Raw genomic sequence first — 19,045 nt, 5'->3', positions numbered from 1 at the left:
GCAACAAGATGGTGTGGCACTCGACCGTGGCGCCGGGCGATATCGTGGTGGTCGACCGCAACTGCCACAAATCGATCCTGCACTCGATCATCATGACCGGCGCGATCCCGGTGTTCCTGATGCCGACCCGCAATCACCTCGGCATCATCGGCCCGATCCCGCTGGAAGAATTCACGCTGGAAAGCATCCGCAAGAAGATCGAAGCCAATCCGTTTGCGCGCGAAGCCGTCAACAAGAAGCCGCGCATCCTGACCATCACGCAATCGACTTACGACGGCGTGATCTACAACGTCGAGACGCTGAAGAACATGCTGGACGGCGAGATCGACACCCTGCACTTCGACGAAGCCTGGCTGCCGCACGCCACTTTCCACGACTTCTACAAAGACATGCACGCGATCGGCAAGGACCGTCCGCGCGCCAAGAAATCGATGATCTTCTCGACCCAGTCGACTCACAAGCTGCTGGCCGGCCTGTCGCAGGCCTCGCAGATCCTGGTGCGCGAATCGGAAAGCGTGCAGCTGGACCAGGATGCTTTCAACGAAGCCTACCTGATGCACACTTCGACTTCGCCGCAGTATTCGATCATCGCCTCCTGCGACGTCGCCGCCGCCATGATGGAAGCGCCGGGCGGCACCGCCCTGGTAGAAGAAAGCATCCTGGAAGCGCTGGATTTCCGCCGCGCCATGAAGAAGATCGACGAAGAATGGGGCAAGGACTGGTGGTTTCAGGTGTGGGGCCCGAACAGCTTCTCGGAAGACGGCATCGGCAGCCGCGAAGACTGGGTCATCCGCGCCGAGGACGACTGGCATGGCTTCGGCAACCTGGCGCCGAACTTCAACATGCTCGATCCGATCAAGGCCACCATCGTCACGCCCGGCCTGTCGCTGGAAGGCAAGTTCGGCGAGAGCGGCATTCCAGCTTCGATCGTCACCAAGTACCTGGCCGAACACGGCGTTATCGTCGAGAAATGCGGCCTGTACTCGTTCTTCATCATGTTCACCATCGGCATCACCAAGGGCCGCTGGAATACGTTGCTGACCGCTTTGCAGCAGTTCAAGGACGACTACGACAAGAACCAGCCGATCTGGCGCATCCTGCCCGAGTTCGCCGCCGCCAACCACGGCAAGAACGCGCGCTACGAACGGCTCGGCCTGCGCGACCTGTGCCAGCAGATCCACGAGACTTACAAGTCCTACGATGTGGCGCGCCTGACCACGGAAATGTATTTGTCCGACATGCAGCCGGCCATGAAGCCATCCGATGCATTCGCCAAGATGGCGCACCGTGAAATCGACCGCGTCCCCATCGACCAGCTCGAAGGCCGCGTCACCTCGATCCTGCTGACGCCTTACCCGCCGGGCATTCCATTGCTGATTCCGGGCGAACGCTTCAACAAGACCATCGTCGACTACCTCAAGTTCGCGCGCGATTTCAACGAGAAATTCCCGGGCTTTGAAACCGACGTGCATGGCCTGGTGAAACGGGAAGTGAACGGCAAGCGTGATTACTTCGTGGATTGCGTGCGGCAGTAAACTCCGCCGCAGGCATGGCCGATAAAAAACCGGGAGGCTCAGTCGAGCGTCCCGTTTTTTTTTAATCCCTGCTTTTATTTACAGCGGTGCAAAGCGCCGCGCACCGTTTTCCAGCAAGCCGTTGAACAGCTCCGCCGGCCGCACCCACAGACCCGGCGCATGCGGCCACAGGTGTTCGTAGACCACCATGGCTTCTTCGGTTTCCGAATGCCTTGCCAGGCCGATGTAGCGGTACAAGCCGCCTTTGTAATGGCGGTGGGTGGCAATCTTCTTTGCGTCTTCTTCAGTCACTCAATTCTCCAACATGTATTGATCTCTACAAACTCTGTCTCGGCGCCCGGTCATTTCCGCAAACGCGTGAATCCATTTTCATTGCCCTATTCAGCAATTTGGATTCCCGCGTTCGCGGGAATGACGGCGTCGCCTAGACGCCCCCATAAGGCTGCACTTCGGACGGCTGGCCGTCCGCTTCAAATCGCACCGCTACTGCCAGCGCTGTGACGCCGATGGTACGCAACGCATCGTAGGTATCGTCAACTTCGATCTGCAGGTCGGCGCCGGCAGCCAGCGGCTTTTCCGAGGAGGCCAGCAAGGCGCCGTCCTTGCCGTACAAATTCACCCGCAACACCATGTCGCCGCGCACATCGGCGGGACCGACCACGGCATTCGCATCGAAAGACGCAACCCCGTGCTGGTCGAGGCCGTGGTTGAGCTCGGACATCATCTGCAGCGTGAAGTATTCGGCAATGCCGCGCTCCTTACCGCCATGGAACAGGTCCTGGTAAAGGAAATGCAGATCGATTTCGCTGCCATCGGTCACCAGGCAACGCTTCAACCAAGGCGCGACCTGCTCGGTCCAGCCATGGAAGCGCTGTTCCCGCCCATTGAAATAGGCATCGGCGCCAGCTTCATCTTCCGGCACTTTATAGAACGCGTCGTCGGTGGCCTTGAGCGAAAAGCCCAGCAGGAAACGTAGCTCGACCGCGTCGTCGTCCGGCCCGAACTGATTGTCCGGCCAGCCGCTGATGCTGCGTTCGATAGCTGTCGTTGCGGCCAGCTTCTTGTCGGCCATGGCGCCAAAAGCGTCGCGGTTCATTTCAAACAGATGGCTGTAGCGGATGCTGTCGATTTCGTCGAGGTGGTAAGCGTGGCTGACCAGCACCACGGTGGCATCCGGTCCCTCCAGCTGGGCCTGCTTGAAGCTGGCGGACAGCGCATCGAACGCTTCCTGATCCTGGAAACACTGTTCGCGCTTGAGACCGCCGCGGGCGTGCGCGAAGAACGGCACCACAAAGGCATTCAGCTCCAGCACCTTGCCTTCGTCGCGGCGCACCAGCAAAATCTCCGAGGCTTCTTCAACCTGCTCTTTCAGGAAGCGCCAGGCGTCGAGATCGGCGTACTTGGTGCGCTCGATCGCGTCGTACAGGATGTCATCCTTCTTCTGCTGCAGGCTCTTCTTGATGATCTTGTGAAAATCGATGCCGGCCTGCTGCAAGCTGACGCCGGCGGCCACGCCTTCGGCTTCGTCGCCATCCTGCTCGGCCAGGTCGATCGCCAGGTCGCACAGCTGCTGGGTGACCGCTTCGTCTTTGTCTTCAGGGGAAAGACTGGCTTTCCGCGGCACTGGGCGCTTGTTCTTCGGCATCTCAAGCCTTCGGCAAAGTGACGCCGTGCTGGCCCTGGTACTTGCCGCCGCGGTCCTTGTAGGACGTCTCGCAGATTTCATCGCTTTCAAAGAACAGCACCTGGGCGCAGCCTTCGCCGGCATAAATCTTGGCTGGCAGCGGTGTAGTGTTGGAAAACTCCAGCGTCACGTAACCTTCCCACTCAGGCTCGAACGGGGTGACGTTGACGATGATGCCGCAGCGCGCGTAGGTCGACTTGCCGAGGCAGATGGTCAGCACGCTGCGCGGGATGCGGAAGTATTCCATGGTGCGCGCCAGCGCGAAGGAATTCGGCGGGATGATGCAGACGTCGCCGCTGAAATCGACGAACGATTTCTCGTCGAAGTTCTTGGGATCGACGATGGTCGAATTGATGTTCGTGAAAATCTTGAATTCGTTGGCGCAGCGGATGTCGTAGCCGTAAGACGAGGTGCCGTAAGACACGATCTTCTGGCCATTGGCCTCGCGCACCTGGCCGGGCTCGAAAGGCTCGATCATGCCGGTTTCCTGCGCCATGCGGCGTATCCATTTGTCGGATTTAATCGTCATTGTTTTCTATCTATCTTTGGGTTAGGTATATATTTTGCGCAATTTTACGCCAAATAGCCTTTAAACCGGCTATCTCGCCGGCTTCGGCGCAATCCGTGCATTTTCCGAGCTAGCGCTGCATGGTTTCCCACACTTTTTGCAAGCGCTTGGCCGAGACCGGCATCGGCGTCTTCAGCTCTTGCGCAAACAGCGAGACCCGCAACTCCTCCAGCAGCCAGCGGAATTCATTCATCTTCGGATCGGAATTCTTGCTGCCGCGGTCTTTTTGCGCGCGCTGCCAGGGCGCCGCCACCTGTAGCCATTCCGTCAACAAGCGGCCGTCGCGGGTCGGATCGGCGCGCAGTTTCTCCAGCCTGACGTTGACTGACTTCAGGTAGCGCGGGAAATGTGTCAGGTTGGCATAGTCATTGTCGGCGATGAAGCGCTTGCCGACCAGCGCCTGCAATTGCGACTGGATGTCGGCCACCGCCTGCGCATGGCCCTTGGCCCCTTGCAGCTTCTTCGGCAAGCCGTGGTATTCACCCAGGATAAGGCCGGCCAGCCTGGCAATTTCATTGCTCAGCAAACCCAGGCGCGACTTGCCTTCATCCTTGCGCTGCGCGAACTGCTCCGCATTCTTGGGCAAAGGCGCTTGCAGGCAGGCGCGCTCCAGGCCGGCGGAAATGATCTGGTCGCGCAACTCTTCCTGCGACCCCAGGGCCATGAACTGCATGCCCATCTGCTGCAAGCCGGGAATATTCTTTTCCAGGAATTTCAGCTGCTCTTTCAGCTGCAAGGCAAACAGGCGCCGCAGGCCCAGACGGTGAATGCGCACCGCTTCATTCGGATCGTCGAATACTTCGAGGTCGCAATGGGTCGCCTTGTCCACCAGCGCCGGAAAGCCGATCAGTGTCTGCTTGCCCTGCTGGATTTCCAGCAGTTCCGGCAGTTCGCCGAAGGTCCAGCTGGTCAGCATGCTGTACTGGCCGGCCGGCTTGGCTGGCGCAGCGTCCGCTCCTTTGGCGACGGGCTTGCCGGCGCCGGCTTTCGGCATCCCCTGCTGCGCCGACACCTGCGCCGATACTTGTGGCGCTTCGCTGGTCACCACCGTGTTTTCCGCCAGCTTCTGAAAACTCTCGCGCGCCTGGCCGCCAAATTCATCTTGCAAGGCCGACAGGTTGCGTCCCATGTCCAGCTGGCGGCCATGCTCATCGACGATCTTGAAGTTCATCGAATGATGGGCCGGCAAGGTTTCCAGCTTGAAGTCGGTGCTGCGGGCGATTACCGTGGTTTCCGTACGAATGTCCGCCATCAGCGCATCCAGCAGATTGCCGTGGCCGAACACGTGGCGGGCCTGGATGCGTTCGCAGAAGCCTGCCGCATAGTCCGGCAAAGGCACGCAGTTGCGGCGGATTTTCTGCGGCAGCGATTTCAGCAGCAGATGGACCTTCTCCTTCAGCATGCCGGCCACCAGCCAGTCGCAGCGGTCCGCATACACCTGGTTGAGCGCGTACAACGGCACTGTCAGGGTGACGCCGTCGCGCGGCGTGCCGGGCTCGAAGTGATACGACAAAGCCATCTCGATGCCGGCCACCCGCATCACTTTCGGGAACAGTTCGGTGGTAATGCCGGCGGCCTCATGCCGCATCAGCTCGTCGCGGTTGAGGAATAGCAGCTTGGGCGTCTGCAGGCTGACATCCTTGTGCCATTTTTCAAACGTGATGCCGTTGCAGATATCGGCCGGCAGCAGCTTGTCATAGAACGCCGCGATCAGTTCATCGTCCACCAGGACGTCGAGGCGGCGCGACTTGTGCTCCAGGTTCTCGATCTCGCGGATCAATTTCTGGTTGTGGGCGAAGAATGGTGCGCGGGTATCAAACTCGCCGCCGACCAGGGCATCGCGGATGAAGATTTCGCGCGCTTCGGTCGGATTGATCAGGCCGAAATTGATGCGCCGCTGGCTGTACACCACCAGCCCGTACAAGGTGGCGCGCTCGGACGCCGACACCTGCGCCGTGCGTTTTTCCCAGCGCGGCTCGCCATACGATTTCTTCAACAGATGGGCGCCGACCTTTTCCAGCCACTCCGGCTGGATCTGGGCGATGCAGCGCGCGTACAGGCGGCTGGTGTCGACCAGTTCGGCCGCCATGACCCACTTGCCGGCCTTCTTCGACAAATGCGAACCCGGCCACAGGTAGAACTTGATGCCGCGCGCGCCGAGATAATGCGGATCGTCGTCGGCCTTGAAACCGACGTTGCCCAGCAGGCCGGTAAGCAACGCGCAATGCAATTGCTCGTAGGTAGCCGGCGCTTCGTTCAGGCGCCAGCCCTGCTCGCGCACAATCGTCAGCAGCTGCGAATGGACATCGCGCCATTCCCGCAGCCGCAGCTGCGAGAGGAAGTTGGCGCGGCAGTTATCCATCAGCTGGCGGTTGGTTTTCTTGTGCTCGATGGCGTCTTCAAACCATTTCCAGATCTTCAGGTAGCTGAGGAATTCGGATTTTTCATCGGCGAATTTCTTGTGCGCCAGGTCGGCCGCGCCCTGCGCTTCCATTGGCCGGTCGCGCGGATCCTGCACCGACAGCGCCGATGCAATGACCAGCATCTCGCTCAGGCAGACATTGTCGAGCGCCGCCAGGATCATGCGGCCGACGCGCGGATCCAGCGGCAGCTTGGCCAGCTGGCGCCCGGTTTTGGTCAGCAGATTGTTGTCATCCACCGCGCCCAGTTCTTGCAGCAGCTGGTAGCCGTCGGCGATGGCGCGGCCCGGCGGCGGTTCGATGAAGGGGAAGGTTTCGACATCGGTCAGGTGCAGCGATTTCATGCGCAGGATGACCGAGGCCAGCGACGAACGCAGGATTTCCGGCTCGGTGAACTTCGGTCGCTGCAGGTAGTCCTGCTCTTCATACAAACGGATGCAGACGCCCGCCGCCACCCGGCCGCAACGGCCGGCGCGCTGGTTGGCGGCCGACTGCGCAATCGGCTCGATCTGCAGCTGCTCGACCTTGTTGCGGTAGCTATAGCGCTTGACGCGCGCCAGGCCGGCATCCACCACATAGCGGATGCCCGGCACGGTGAGCGAAGTTTCGGCAACGTTGGTCGCCAGCACGATGCGGCGCGCGTTGGAGGTCTTGAACACCCGCTCCTGCTCCTGCGCCGACAGGCGCGCAAACAAGGGCAGGATTTCGACATGCGGCGGATGATGCTTGCGCAGCGCTTCGGCGGTGTCGCGGATTTCACGCTCTCCCGGCAGGAACACCAGCACATCGCCGGAGCCGATGCGCGCCAGCTCATCGACGGCGTCGACCACGGCATCCATCAGATCGCGCTGTTCGCGGTCGCGCTGGGCCGCGCTTTGCGGCGCATTCGGCTTGGCCGCTGCAGGCGCATTGGCTGGGTTGACGCCACTGCGGTCGGCATTGTCGACCGGACGGTAACGCACTTCGACTTCATACAGGCGACCGGACACCTCGATCACCGGCGCCGGCTTGTCAGCTTTGCCGAAATGGCGGGCGAAGCGGTCGGCGTCGATAGTGGCCGAGGTAATGATCACTTTCAGGTCGGGCCGCTTGGGCAGCAGCTGCTTCAGGTAGCCCAGCAGGAAATCGATGTTCAGGCTGCGCTCATGCGCTTCATCGATGATGATGGTGTCGTACTGGCGCAGCAAGGGATCGGTCTGGGTCTCGGCCAGCAGGATACCGTCCGTCATCAGCTTGATCCAGGCGCCCTTGCTCAGGGTGTCGTTGAAACGCACCTTGTAGCCGACGTGTTCGCCCAGCGGCGAATTGAGTTCCTGGGCGATGCGCTTGGCGGTCGAGGACGCGGCAATCCGGCGCGGCTGGGTGTGGCCGATCATGCCGAGCAGGCCGCGGCCCAGCTCCAGGCAGATCTTCGGCAGCTGCGTGGTCTTGCCGGAGCCGGTTTCGCCGCAAACGATGATGACCTGGTTGGCGCTCAGGGCGGCAGAAATTTCCGCGCGCTTTCCTGAGACCGGCAGTTCCTCGGGAAAGACGATAGGCGGCAAGGGGTTGCGCAGCGGTGGCGTGATCTCGCGCGAGCGCGGTGATTTAATGGGTTCTGATGTTGACATGAGGATGGGATTATACAGAGCGTCATCCACGGATGAGCATCTTATGGAGGCGCCGGCGGCGACGCCTGTGCACTTGCCGATCCGGATATTGCCCCAGGAAAATTTTAGCTGGCAAGGCAGAAGTAATATGCTAACCTAAATTTCCAAAAAGAAACAATCATTCTCCTGGCAGCGATGACCCCATATCAAACGGGTCCGGGTTGCCGGCCACCTTTTTACCGCGATGGAATGACCACATGAAGACTATCCTGCTGTTCGCCTTTAGCCTGCCGCTTTTGTCTGCCTGCGCAAGCAGCCCTACCGATGCCGACGCCGCGGCTAGTTCCGGGCCTAAGCAATATCTCACCGGTTCGATTATTCCTAGCCATGCCAAGAAAGCAAGCAGCGACCAGTCCAACGAGCCGCTGTTGCCTGCCAATTACGGGAGCACGATCACGCCTTACGTTGGCCCAGGAAACGGCGTTGTCCCCGGACGCTGAACGAGGTTCAAGAATTGACCCTGGTTGGCCGGCGCTTGAAGAAATCCACCGCATGCTGGCGTGTCTGGATGCCGCTCAGGGTAGCAGCCGGATCCAGGCCGAAGCGCCGCGCCGACCCGCTCACCAGACTCTTCTGCAGGTCGTTGAGCGGCGCTGACAGTGGCGGCGACTGCCAGTTTGCCGATGGCACGGCGATTGACGGCAGGTCAGTGCGCGCGGTCGCCAGCGTCAGCACCTGCTGCAGCGTCGGCGCCGCGGCGATGCGCTTGCTGGGCAGCATGTCCGCGGACGCTATGCCGATCCAGTCGCGCAAGGTCGCCAGTATCGATGTGTGGTCGTAAGGCACGCCATTGTCGGAACGGAATACCGTGCCCGCGGCGATATAGGGCGACACCAGCACGGCCGGCACGCGCACGCCGAAACGGTCGAAGCCGAACCCCTCGTCGCCAGGGCAACTGGCGGCGTCCGGCGCCTGCGCGCCGGCTGGCGGCAGCACATGATCGTAGCAGCCGCCGTGCTCGTCATAGGTAATGATCAGCAAAGTCCGGTTCCAGCCCGGAGAGGTGCTGACTGCCGTCCAGATCTCATGCAGGAAGGCCTCGCCCGCCTGGATATCGTGCGGCGGGTGCTGGTCGTTCGGTTGCAGCATGAAGCAGGGCTCGATGAAGCTGTAGGCCGGCAGCGTATCGCTGGCGCAGGCATCGACAAATTCGGTGAAACGGCTGAAGTGCGGATTCAAGAGCGGATCCCACAGCTTGGGAAACATGGTGCGCGTCAGCGACGGCGTCAGTAGCGTGTCGCTGTACACCGACCAGCTGCTGCCAATCGCTTGCAGCACGTTGTAGATGGTCGGCACATCCCATTGAAACGGATCCGGCGGGCTGCCGTTGTTGATGCGGCCGTTGGACGTGCCGGCGTGCGCGAAAGCGCGGTTCGGCCAGGTCTGGCTGGGCACCGGCGCAAACCAGGCATCGGACACCGCATATTGCCGCGCCAGCGCCGCCAGCACCGGCACCTGGCTGCAGTCATGGCACTGCATCACATGAGTGGGATCATCGCATGCAGTCGCCGCATAATTGAGGACGAAGCCTTGCATCGGCCAGGACGGCGCCGCGGCCACGCCTTGCGGACCATACAGCTGATAGGTCACGTTATCGAAGGTTTCTTCCGGGTCGGGATCGGGTATGGTGCAGCAGGCCGTGCCGCGCGAAGCCATCACCTTTTGCGGCGCCTCGCCAGTGAAATAGCCGGCATTGGCCGGGTTCCACATATCGGCATGCAGGCCGTCAAACTGCCTGGCGCCGGCGTTCGGCAAGACCACTGCGGGCGCGCTGCCGTCCGCATACAGCCAGCCCAGCATATTGTCGAGCGAACGGTTCTCCAGCATGACCACCACGATGTGTTCGACCTGCGGCAGGATCTTTCCCATGAGCATCCCCTTTTGGAAGAGTGTAGTACGCCCCCGGTCAAGATCAAGGAAACGGCCCGGCGCCTGACATAAATGCCAGCGGAAATCATGTCATTTCGATATTGAACAGCGCCGCCGGCCAAGCCGCCAGGCGCCGGAAAAAGGGCTGCCGCCCCCTCACATACGTTATAATCGCGGGTTATTGGAAGCAAATACCGCCCGCACAGCGGCGGTAGCCAGGCTTGCCTTTTCCCGTACCTCTATTTATCAAGGCAGGCGGCCGAGACCGCCTGAACCACGCATCATGCAAGAACCCGTTTCCGAGCAGCCGGAACTTACCGGCGTCGACGCTGGCGCGGCCGATAGCGCCGAGACCATCGCCCACAATGTCTCCGTCGAACAGATCGCCAGCGAAGTGGCGCGCCGCCGCACCTTCGGCATCATTTCTCACCCGGACGCCGGCAAAACCACGCTGACTGAAAAACTGCTGCTGTTTTCCGGCGCGATCCAGCTGGCCGGCACCGTCAAGGGCCGCAAGAGCGGCCGCCATGCCACCTCGGACTGGATGGACATCGAAAAGCAGCGCGGCATTTCAGTCGCCAGCTCGGTCATGCAGTTCGAGTACCGCGACCACGTGGTCAATCTGCTCGACACCCCGGGCCACCAGGATTTCTCGGAAGATACCTACCGCGTGCTGACCGCGGTCGACTCGGCGCTGATGGTGATCGATGCCGCCAAGGGCGTGGAAACGCAGACCATCAAGCTGCTCAACGTTTGCCGCATGCGCAACACGCCGATCATCACCTTGATGAACAAGATGGACCGCGAAACCCGCGATCCGCTGGAACTGCTGGACGAGCTGGAATCGGTGCTGAAGATCCAGTGCGCGCCGGTGACCTGGCCGATCGGCATGGGCAAGACTTTCCGCGGCGTGTACCACCTGCTGCGCGACGAGATCCTGCTGTTCGCAGCCGGCAGCGACAAGGCCGACCAGACGTTTGAAGTGATCAAGGGCATCGACAATCCGCGCCTGGATGAAATGTTCCCGCGCGAAATCGAACAGCTGCGCATGGAAGTTGAACTGGTGCACGGCGCCTCCCATCCTTTCGACCAGGAAGCTTTCCTGGCCGGCGTGCAGACCCCGGTGTTCTTCGGCTCCGCCATCAACAACTTCGGCATCCGCGAAATCCTCAATGCGCTGATCGACTGGGCGCAACCGCCAGGCTCGCGCGACGCCACCGTGCGCACCGTGGAACCGAAGGAAGCCAGCTTCTCTGGCTTCGTCTTCAAGATCCAGGCCAATATGGACCCAGCCCACCGCGACCGCATCGCGTTCCTGCGCGTCTGCTCCGGCCACTTCCAGCGCGGCATGAAGATCAAGCACCTGCGTCTGAACCGCGAGATCAAGGTCTCCAGCGTGGTGACCTTCATGGCCTCCAGCCGCGAACAGGTGGAAGAAGCCTATGCCGGCGACATCATCGGCTTACCGAACCACGGCAACATGCAGATCGGCGACAGCTTCTCCGAAGGCGAGCTGCTGCAGTTCACCGGCATCCCCTACTTCGCCCCGGATTTCTTCCGTTCGGTGCGGATCCGCAATCCGCTCAAGATCAAGCAGTTGCACAAGGGCTTGCAGCAGCTCGGCGAAGAAGGCGCGATCCAGGTCTTCAAGCCGGTCACCAGCAGCGACCTGGTGCTGGGCGGCGTCGGCGTGCTGCAGTTTGAGGTGGTGGCCAGCCGCCTGCTCAACGAGTACGGCGTCGACGCCGTGTTCGAAGGCACCAGCATCAGCAGCGCGCGCTGGGTCACCTGCGACGACAAGAAGATCCTGGCCGATTTCGAGAAATCCACGGCCGGCAACAATCTCGCTTACGACGCCGCCGGCAACCTGGCTTACCTGGCCACTTCCGGCGTCAATCTGCGCCTGACGCAAGAACGCTGGCCGCAGGTGGTATTCCATGAAACCCGTGAACATGCCGCCAAGCTGGGCTAAGCTATAAACGCAAAACATGCGGACGTAAAAAAAAGGAGATGCTCGCATCTCCTTTTTTCATTTCAGGGCCAAGGCCCCGCTGTGGTTTATGCGTGATCGCGGCGGTCGGCCTGCGCCACCGCCGCATCATGCACCGCCAGTTCCTGCTCCGCATCGACAGCCTTGCCATCCAGCTGACGGTGCAGTTGCTCCTCATCCAGCTCGCCGGTCCATTTCGCCACCACCAGCGTCGCCACGCCGTTGCCGATGGTGTTGGTCAGGGCGCGCGCTTCCGACATGAAGCGGTCGATGCCGAGGATCAGCGCCAGGCCGGCGACCGGCACGTGGCCAACCGCGGACAAGGTAGCCGCCAGCACGATGAAGCCGCTGCCGGTGACGCCTGCAGCGCCCTTGGAAGTCAGCAGCAAGACCGCCAGCAGGGTCAGCTGCTGCATCAGCGACATCGGCGTGTCGGTTGCCTGGGCGATGAATATCGCGGCCATGGTCAGGTAGATCGAGGTGCCGTCCAGGTTGAAGGAATAGCCGGTAGGGATCACCAGGCCAACCACCGACTTCTTGGCGCCGAGGTTTTCCAGCTTGCCCATCAGGCGCGGCAACACCGATTCCGACGACGACGTGCCGAGCACGATCAGCAATTCTTCCTTGATGTACTTGACGAACTTCCAGACGCTGAAGCCGTGCACCCTGGCGACCACGCCCAGCACGCCGAAGATGAACAGCAGGCAAGTCAGGTAGAACGCACCCATCAGCTGGCCCAGCGACAGCAAGGAGCCGACGCCGTACTTGCCGATGGTGAAGGCCATCGCGCCGAAAGCGCCGATCGGCGCGACCTTCATGATCAGGCCGACCATGCCGAACAGCACATGCGAGAATTTTTCGATGAAATCGAACACCAGCGTGCCGCGGCCGCCGAATTTATGCAGCGAGAAACCGAACAGTATCGCAATCAGCAGCACTTGCAGGATCTCGTTCTTGGCAAACGCATCGACAAAGCTGCCTGGAATGATGTGGAAGAAGAAATCGACCGTCGACTCCATCTTGCCGGGACCGGTATAGGCAGCGATGCTCTTGGTGTCCAATGTCGTGAGATCGATATGCATGCCGGTGCCCGGATGCCAGACGTTAACCACGATCATGCCCAGGATCAGCGCCACCGTGCTCATGATTTCAAAGTACAACAGAGCCAGGCCGCCGGTCTTGCCGACCTTCTTCATGTCTTCCATGCCGGCGATGCCGATCACCACGGTGCAGAAAATCACCGGCGCGATGATCATCTTGATCAGCTTGATGAAACCGTCGCCGAGCGGCTTCATCGCTGCCCCGGTTTCCGGATAGAGATGTCCCAGCAAGACGCCGATCACGATGGCGGTCAATACCTGTACATAGAGTGATTTGTAGAGCGCTGGTTTTGCCATTTGTCCTCTCCGATTAGATTACGTTCTTTTTAGAATATCGCCGCAGCCTGATGACGGCCTCGACGCAGATCTTACTGCCTTGCGCTACATTCTGTTGCTGAAGCTGTTGTATATCTTTGTAGTTCTCGATCCGCTGCATCCTCCCCGATGCCGGCAATCGAAATAGGGAAAAAAGAGCGCAACTTTATCTGATAACGCTACCACCACTCAAGTTATTTAAACGTATCGGCAGGAAATTGCATTTTGTGCAATCATCTTGCAGTGCACAACCTGAAACCGCGACTCTGAATATAATTGCATTCTGTGCCGTATTGCTCTTCAAGTAAATTCCCGCATGAGATATTTGACAAGCGGGGCTTGAGATAGCCTTGTCACAATGCAGGTGTATCTTGGCCGTGAAAGTGCGCGTTTTTAATTGCCAATTAGGCAACCATGGACTTTGCGGCACAAACCGGAACGCGGCGCCGCGCAGGAGATGGAAAGTAGTGGCAACCTTTCGCTTGTTTAAGCTGTCACAGACAAGCCGTACAGCAGGTCTTTTCATAACGAGGAAGATATATGACTGAAAACGATGTTCGCAAAAATGCTTTTGCGATGCCAATCCACAATCCGGCTTTTCCACCCGGTCCTTACCGTTTCGTCAATCGCGAATTCCTGATCATCACCTATCGCACAGATCCGGAAGCGCTGAAGAAAATCATCCCGGCGCCGCTGCAGTTTGTCGAGCCCATCGTCAAGTTCGAATTCATCAAGATGCCGGACTCCACCGGCTTCGGCCATTACTGCGAATCGGGCCAGGTCATCCCGGTAACATTGGACGGCGTCGCCGGCGGCTATGTGCACAGCATGTACCTGAACGATCACCCGCCGATCGCCGGCGGCCGTGAACTGTGGGGCTTCCCCAAGAAACTCGGCAATCCGGAACTGAAGGTTCATACAGATACCCTGATGGGCACGCTGGACTACAGCGATTTCCGCATCGCCACCGGCACCATGGGCTTCAAGCACAAGACACTCGACAACGACGTCATCAAGAAATCGCTGGAAACGCCCGCCTTCCTGCTGAAGATCATTCCGCATGTCGACGGCACTCCGCGCATCTGCGAACTGGTACAGTACAGCCTGACCGACATCACCGTCAAAGGCGCCTGGAGCGGCCCCGGCGCGCTCGACCTGCATCCGCATGCCTTGGCGCCGATCGCCGACCTGCCGGTGCTGGAAGTCATCTCCGCGGTGCACATCCTGTCCGACCTGACGCTGCCGCTGGGCACCGTCGTTTATGATTATCTCGCCAAGTAACCACATCAAAAGGGAATACCATGTCACTCAAAGATAAAGTCGCACTGATCACCGGTTCCGCCAGCGGCATCGGCAAGGAAATCGCCATTGAATACGCACGCGCCGGCGCCAAGGTCGTGATCGCCGACCTGCAGCTCGATGCCGCCACCGCCACCGCCAATGAAATCACGCAGTCGGGCGGCATCGCCATGGCAGTCGCCATGAACGTCACCGACGAAGCGCAGGTCGACAAAGGCATCGCCGACACCGTCGCCGCCTACGGCAGCATCGACGTCCTGATCAGCAATGCCGGGATCCAGATCATCGCCCCTATCGTCGACTCGACCCTGGACAACTGGAAGAAAATGCTGGCGATCCACCTGGACGGCGCCTACCTGACTACCCGCGCTGCGATGCGCGAGATGATCAAGAAGGGCAACGGCGGCTCCATCATTTACATGGGCTCGGTGCACTCGCACGAAGCGTCGCCGCTGAAGGCGCCTTACGTCACCGCCAAGCACGGCCTGATCGGCCTGGCCAAGGTGGTGGCCAAGGAAGGCGCGAAGGACAAGATCCGCGCCAACGTCATCTGCCCGGGCTTCGTCCGTACGCCGCTGGTGGAAAAGCAGATTCCTGAGCAAGCCAAGGAACTCGGCATCACCGAAGACCAGGTGGTCAAGACCGTCATGCTGAAAGATACCGTGGACGGCGAATTCACCACCGTCCATGATGTCGCCCAGACGGCGATTTTCCTGGGCGGCTTCGAGTCCAACGCACTGACCGGCCAATCGATCGTCGTCAGCCACGGCTGGTTCATGCAGTAATCGTCACACCCTTGCAGCCGTTGACGTGAACAAGAAGGCAAGAAAACATTCTTGCCTTTTTTTATCGGCAGGCTGCGGACACCGACCCTGGAATTCATCTTGAGCGCTTCTTATCATTTGTCCCGGGCAGCCAGGCAGCTGCAGCTGACATGCTGCTGCCTTCTGCTGCTAGCCGGCAGTCAAGCCGTGCCGGCAAAAAGCATCCCTGCCAAAACCGCCGCGCCGGCGCCCGCGTTCGCCACCAGGCAGGCGGCGCTGGCCGCGCTGCCGCCGCTGATGCTGTGGGTGGGGGAACGTCCGGACGATACCCGTTCCTGGCTTGCCAACAGCACCCGCAGTTCGAAATCCGCGGAAGCGGGCGATGCCGCCGGCGCCGATTTGCAAGCGCAGCGCATAGGCGTCGCTGTGCTGGACAGCACCGTGCTGCTGCGCGACGGCAGCGCCACCGTACGGCGCCGCCAGCAAGCGCTGCGCCTGCCGCCGGAATGGTCCGCATCAGGCCGCCTGCTGCCGAAAGCGCCGTTGGTCACCATCGTCCATGTCGACATGGCGTCCGGCGCCCACAAGCCTGCCCTCAACGAGCGGCAAAAACAAACCATCGTCAGGGCCGTGACGGCTGCGGCGAAACGCAGCCCGAGCCAGGTAGTGCAGCTGGATTTTGAAGTCATGCATAGCCAGAAACCGTTCCTGGCCGATGTCATCCAGCGCAGCCGGGCAGCGTTGCCGGATAATGTCGCGCTGTCGATCACGGCGCAGGCATCCTGGTGCGTAGGCGATGCCTGGCTGGCTGACCTGCCGGTCGACGAGGTCGTGCCGATGGCCTTCCGCATGAGCGGCGACGTCAAGCGTACGCAAGAGATCCTGCTTCACGACGGCCGCTTCCCACGCCCGGAATGCCAGCCTAGCCTGGGACTCGCGCTGAATGAACAGCCATGGCCTGACAAGCTGCGCAGCCAGCGCCTTTACCTGTTCAACCGCGCTGCCTGGTCGGCCACGCCGATGGCCAGCTGGTCGGTGCGGCTGGGGGCGTTTTTACCTTAGGGCCCAGAGACCGTCCGGCCAGTTTCACTGGTGTCGCGGCAGGCAGCGCAATGTTAGCGGACGCTTATCCGGCGTCGAACGTGCGCGGCGCCGGATATACCTTCACCAGCACAATACGCGGGCCGTTCATTTTCTTGACCACTATATCGAAGCCGTCGAACCCGATCTTCTGCCCTTCCTGCGGCAGATCGCCCAGCTTGGCCATGATCAGGCCGCCGACCGAGTCGACGTCTTCATCGCCGTCGATGACGACGTCGATGCCGAGGATGCGCTCGAGGCTGAAGATCGGCAGGCTGCCCTTGCCCAGCAAGGTACCGTCGTCGAGGCGGCTCCATTCATTGTCGTTGCGGCGGAATTCGTCGCGGATCTCGCCCACCATCGCGCCCAGTATGTTGTCGAGCGTGATGAAACCTTCCGGCTTGCTGCCCTTCTTGCCGATGATGGCGAAGTGCGGCGCGCCGGTGCGGAAGCGGCGGAACAGTTCTAATGCCGGCATGCGCGGCGAAACGTATTCCACCGGCCGCAGGAAAGTGTTCAAGCTGTCGATCGGCTTGCCCTCTTGCTGCGCGATGAACAGATCCTTGAGATGGATCACGCCCAGCACATTGACGCCGCTCTGATCGAAGAACGGATAGCGACTGAAGCGGTGGCGATAGATGGTCTGCAGGTTTTCCTGCAGGCTGGCGGCCTGATGCAGTGCGGTGATCTCATTGATCGGGCGCATCAGGTCGGATACTTCCAGTTCGCTGAAGTCGAGCGACTGCGCCAGCACGTTCCACTCGTCGCGGTTGAATTTTTCGCCGGCATGACTGCCGCGCAGGATCAGCTTCAGTTCATCGGCCGAATACTGCGAGTCGTGGCCATGGCCGCCGGCCAGGCCGGCCATGCGCAAGATCCAGTTGGCGCTGGCGTTGAGAGCCCAGATGGCGGGATACATGGCCCAGTAAAAGCCGTACAGCGGCAAGGCGCACCACAGGCCAATGACTTCCGGGTTACGGATGGCGACGGTCTTCGGCGCCAGTTCGCCGATCACGATGTGCAGGAAGGAAATCAGGAAGAAGGCGAAGAAGAAAGAGACGCCGTGGATCAGTTCCGGCGAGCTGATGCCGAGCAGGCCGAACAGCGGCTGCAGCAGGCTGGCGAAAGCCGGTTCGCCGATCCAGCCGAGGCCGAGCGAAGCAAGGGTGATACCGAGTTGGCAGGCGGACAGGTAGGCGTCCAGCTGGCGGTGCACGATGGCCAGGATACGGCCGCGCAAGCCTTGGGTCTTGGCGATGGCGCGGATGCGCGTCTGGCGCAATTTGACTAAACCGAATTCGGCAGCAACGAAGAAACCGTTGAGTGCTACCAGGAATAATGCTGCAATAACCAATAGCAGGTTGTTCAATGAATCTCTTTCACAGGTAATGACGGACCACTAGTATAGGCGAGCATGGCCATTTCGACAAAATCGGTGTTGTTGGAGGCTGGACGATCGCATGAAGAAATCGCGATTGGAGATAGGAGGCAGGGTGGGCACATCGTGCCCACGCGGTATTCAGACAAGCGCTGCGGGGAATTTGAGGTCGCGCGTGGGCACACGTGCCCACCCTACAGCGTAGTCGCCAGCGCACACTGCCGGTAATGTTCGGCGGCCAGTTCCGGCTGTTCGATCGCTTCATGCAGCTGTCCCAGCCGCAGATGGGCTTCGCGCACCGTCGCCGGCGCTACCGCATCCGACAGGGCCTGCTCCAGGTGACGCTGCGCCTTGCCCCACAATTTCTGCTTGAAGCAGAAGCTGCCCAGAGTCAGCGCCAGTTCGGCATCGTTGGGCGCCTTGGCAGCCCAGCTTTCGCAATGTTCGATCTGCGCCAGCAGCGCTGGCGTGGCTTCGGCGGCGGCGGCGTCGCGGTAGGTTGACAGCAGGCGCGGATCCCATTCGGTCGCCATGGATTTTTCGACGATCGCGCGGGCTTCGGCGTGCAAGCCGCATTTGTTGAAGGCGCTGGCGCCGCGCATGGCGATAAACGGCTTGATGCGGTCTTCGCTCGGCACGGTAGCCCACAGACGCGTGATCGACTCGGCGTCGTGCGCATCGTCCGACAGCAAGCCGTCATAGGCCAGCTCGCGCAGACGGGTCGACAAGGCCGGATGCAAGGCATCGTGCTTGTTCAGGGTGCGCACCAGGCGCAGCACTTCCGGCCAGTTCTTGGCTTGCTGGTTGGCCTTCAGCGCCAGCCGCAAGGCGTGGATATGGCGCGTGCCGCGGGCGTTCAGTTCGCTCACCGCCTGCAGCGCGGCCTGCGATTTGTGCTCATCCACCAGCAGATCCAGGGTGGTGATCAGACGCGCGGTTTTCAGCGGCTCGTCGTCCTCGATGCTGGCCAGCCAGATGTCGCGCCGCTCGGGTTGCCCCATGCGATGCGCGGCGCGGGCGCCGATCAGCGCCGCCACCCCCAGGTTGTCCTGCAGTTCGGCGGCGCGCGTGGCGGCTTTTTCCGCCTGGCCGAAACGGCCTTCAAACAGCGATTTGAGGGAGTCGCGCAAGGCGTTGTTGGCCGTCGTCTCGCGTTTGTTGCGGCGATAACCGATCACGCGCGCCGGCAGTTTCTGCGTCACCCGGATCGTGCGGATCACCACGTACAGGATGATGAACAGGATCAGCAGCAGGACGACGAAGAAATTCAGCGACAGGTCGATCCGGTAAGGTGGGAAAAACAGCACCACGTTGCCGGGGTTGTAACGCGCCAACACAGCCAGGCCGATGGCGACCGCAAACAGAGCTACAAGCCGGAGAAAGAATCGCATATG

The 19,045-nt window shown here is 60.8% G+C and carries 14 protein-coding genes; 6 read left to right on the top strand and 8 right to left on the bottom strand.

The features are described 5' to 3' along the window. The coding region (locus VNZ65_RS08090; protein WP_325667816.1) for an aminotransferase class I/II-fold pyridoxal phosphate-dependent enzyme at positions 1 to 1,535 on the top strand (1,535 nt) is incomplete at its 5' end. A gap of 78 nt (positions 1,536 to 1,613) precedes the next feature. Here the strand turns inward: VNZ65_RS08090 and VNZ65_RS08085 are convergent. The 4 genes from VNZ65_RS08085 to hrpA all read right to left on the bottom strand — a co-directional run bounded on the left by VNZ65_RS08085 (position 1,614) and on the right by hrpA (position 7,817). Further along, positions 1,614 to 1,826 (bottom strand): DUF1653 domain-containing protein, encoded by a 213-nt coding sequence (locus VNZ65_RS08085; RefSeq protein WP_098493158.1) that lies wholly within the window; start codon positions 1,824 to 1,826, stop codon positions 1,614 to 1,616. A 133-nt stretch (positions 1,827 to 1,959) separates the two neighbouring features. Continuing rightward, the gene (locus VNZ65_RS08080) at positions 1,960 to 3,180 is read right to left on the bottom strand and encodes a DUF2863 family protein (protein ID WP_325667813.1); all 1,221 of its coding nucleotides are present in this window, start codon (positions 3,178 to 3,180) and stop codon (positions 1,960 to 1,962) included. A 1-nt stretch (position 3,181) separates the two neighbouring features. Next, complete coding sequence (gene dcd, locus VNZ65_RS08075; RefSeq protein WP_038490827.1) at positions 3,182 to 3,748, bottom strand: dCTP deaminase; 567 nt, start codon at positions 3,746 to 3,748, stop codon at positions 3,182 to 3,184. 109 nt (positions 3,749 to 3,857) lie between these two features. After that, positions 3,858 to 7,817 carry an ATP-dependent RNA helicase HrpA gene (gene hrpA, locus VNZ65_RS08070; RefSeq protein ID WP_325667809.1) on the bottom strand — a complete coding sequence of 1,320 codons (3,960 nt, stop codon included), beginning with the start codon at positions 7,815 to 7,817 and terminating at the stop codon, positions 3,858 to 3,860. Between the two features lie 236 nt (positions 7,818 to 8,053). Here hrpA and VNZ65_RS08065 point away from each other — a divergent pair, with 236 nt between their 5' ends. Further along, positions 8,054 to 8,296, top strand: coding sequence for a hypothetical protein (locus VNZ65_RS08065; RefSeq protein WP_325667807.1), 243 nt, complete (start codon positions 8,054 to 8,056; stop codon positions 8,294 to 8,296). A 7-nt stretch (positions 8,297 to 8,303) separates the two neighbouring features. On the opposite strand, the gene VNZ65_RS08060 is transcribed toward VNZ65_RS08065, so the two are convergent. Next, positions 8,304 to 9,725, bottom strand: a complete 1,422-nt coding sequence (locus tag VNZ65_RS08060) for an alkaline phosphatase family protein (RefSeq protein WP_325667805.1) — start codon at positions 9,723 to 9,725, stop codon at positions 8,304 to 8,306. A gap of 283 nt (positions 9,726 to 10,008) precedes the next feature. On the opposite strand from VNZ65_RS08060, the gene VNZ65_RS08055 reads away from it, so the two are divergent. Further along, on the top strand, positions 10,009 to 11,697 hold the full coding sequence (locus tag VNZ65_RS08055) for a peptide chain release factor 3 (RefSeq protein WP_325667803.1): 1,689 nt from the start codon (positions 10,009 to 10,011) through the stop codon (positions 11,695 to 11,697). Positions 11,698 to 11,783: 86 nt separating this feature from the next. Here the strand turns inward: VNZ65_RS08055 and VNZ65_RS08050 are convergent, their stop codons facing one another. Continuing rightward, a complete protein-coding gene (locus VNZ65_RS08050) occupies positions 11,784 to 13,112 on the bottom strand; it encodes a dicarboxylate/amino acid:cation symporter (RefSeq protein WP_325667801.1) in 1,329 nt (442 codons plus the stop codon). A gap of 558 nt (positions 13,113 to 13,670) precedes the next feature. On the opposite strand from VNZ65_RS08050, the gene VNZ65_RS08045 reads away from it, so the two are divergent. From VNZ65_RS08045 to VNZ65_RS08035, 3 genes are all read left to right on the top strand, one after another. Continuing rightward, positions 13,671 to 14,411, top strand: a complete 741-nt coding sequence (locus VNZ65_RS08045) for an acetoacetate decarboxylase (RefSeq protein WP_325667799.1) — start codon at positions 13,671 to 13,673, stop codon at positions 14,409 to 14,411. A 20-nt stretch (positions 14,412 to 14,431) separates the two neighbouring features. Then, the gene (locus VNZ65_RS08040; protein WP_061942072.1) at positions 14,432 to 15,214 is read left to right on the top strand and encodes a 3-hydroxybutyrate dehydrogenase; all 783 of its coding nucleotides are present in this window, start codon (positions 14,432 to 14,434) and stop codon (positions 15,212 to 15,214) included. Between the two features lie 186 nt (positions 15,215 to 15,400). Continuing rightward, on the top strand, positions 15,401 to 16,255 hold the full coding sequence (locus VNZ65_RS08035; RefSeq protein ID WP_325667797.1) for a hypothetical protein: 855 nt from the start codon (positions 15,401 to 15,403) through the stop codon (positions 16,253 to 16,255). A 64-nt stretch (positions 16,256 to 16,319) separates the two neighbouring features. On the opposite strand, the gene VNZ65_RS08030 is transcribed toward VNZ65_RS08035, so the two are convergent. Together VNZ65_RS08030 and VNZ65_RS08025 are read right to left on the bottom strand one after the other, a co-directional pair. Continuing rightward, a complete protein-coding gene (locus VNZ65_RS08030; protein WP_325667795.1) occupies positions 16,320 to 17,642 on the bottom strand; it encodes a hemolysin family protein in 1,323 nt (440 codons plus the stop codon). A 203-nt stretch (positions 17,643 to 17,845) separates the two neighbouring features. Then, positions 17,846 to 19,042: a heme biosynthesis protein HemY gene (locus tag VNZ65_RS08025; RefSeq protein ID WP_325667793.1), complete on the bottom strand. Its 1,197-nt coding sequence runs from the start codon at positions 19,040 to 19,042 to the stop codon at positions 17,846 to 17,848. Positions 19,043 to 19,045 lie beyond the last annotated feature (3 nt).

The organism is Collimonas sp. (assembly GCF_035566555.1).
Classification (GTDB): Bacteria; Pseudomonadota; Gammaproteobacteria; order Burkholderiales; family Burkholderiaceae_D; genus Collimonas.
Note: the sequence above shows the minus strand (reverse complement) of the source record. Positions and strands in the feature narration are given on the sequence as shown.

What these genes read in the sequence shown, in the direction of transcription:
- VNZ65_RS08050 (WP_325667801.1), bottom strand. Translation starts at nt 13,112, where the DNA reads ATGGCAAAACCAGCGCTCTACAAATCACTCTATGTACAGGTATTGACC.
- VNZ65_RS08065 (WP_325667807.1), top strand. Translation starts at nt 8,054, where the DNA reads ATGAAGACTATCCTGCTGTTCGCCTTTAGCCTGCCGCTTTTGTCTGCC.
- VNZ65_RS08040 (WP_061942072.1), top strand. Translation starts at nt 14,432, where the DNA reads ATGTCACTCAAAGATAAAGTCGCACTGATCACCGGTTCCGCCAGCGGC.
- VNZ65_RS08055 (WP_325667803.1), top strand. Translation starts at nt 10,009, where the DNA reads ATGCAAGAACCCGTTTCCGAGCAGCCGGAACTTACCGGCGTCGACGCT.
- hrpA (WP_325667809.1), bottom strand. Translation starts at nt 7,817, where the DNA reads ATGTCAACATCAGAACCCATTAAATCACCGCGCTCGCGCGAGATCACG.
- dcd (WP_038490827.1), bottom strand. Translation starts at nt 3,748, where the DNA reads ATGACGATTAAATCCGACAAATGGATACGCCGCATGGCGCAGGAAACC.
- VNZ65_RS08080 (WP_325667813.1), bottom strand. Translation starts at nt 3,180, where the DNA reads ATGCCGAAGAACAAGCGCCCAGTGCCGCGGAAAGCCAGTCTTTCCCCT.
- VNZ65_RS08060 (WP_325667805.1), bottom strand. Translation starts at nt 9,725, where the DNA reads ATGGGAAAGATCCTGCCGCAGGTCGAACACATCGTGGTGGTCATGCTG.
- VNZ65_RS08025 (WP_325667793.1), bottom strand. Translation starts at nt 19,042, where the DNA reads ATGCGATTCTTTCTCCGGCTTGTAGCTCTGTTTGCGGTCGCCATCGGC.
- VNZ65_RS08045 (WP_325667799.1), top strand. Translation starts at nt 13,671, where the DNA reads ATGACTGAAAACGATGTTCGCAAAAATGCTTTTGCGATGCCAATCCAC.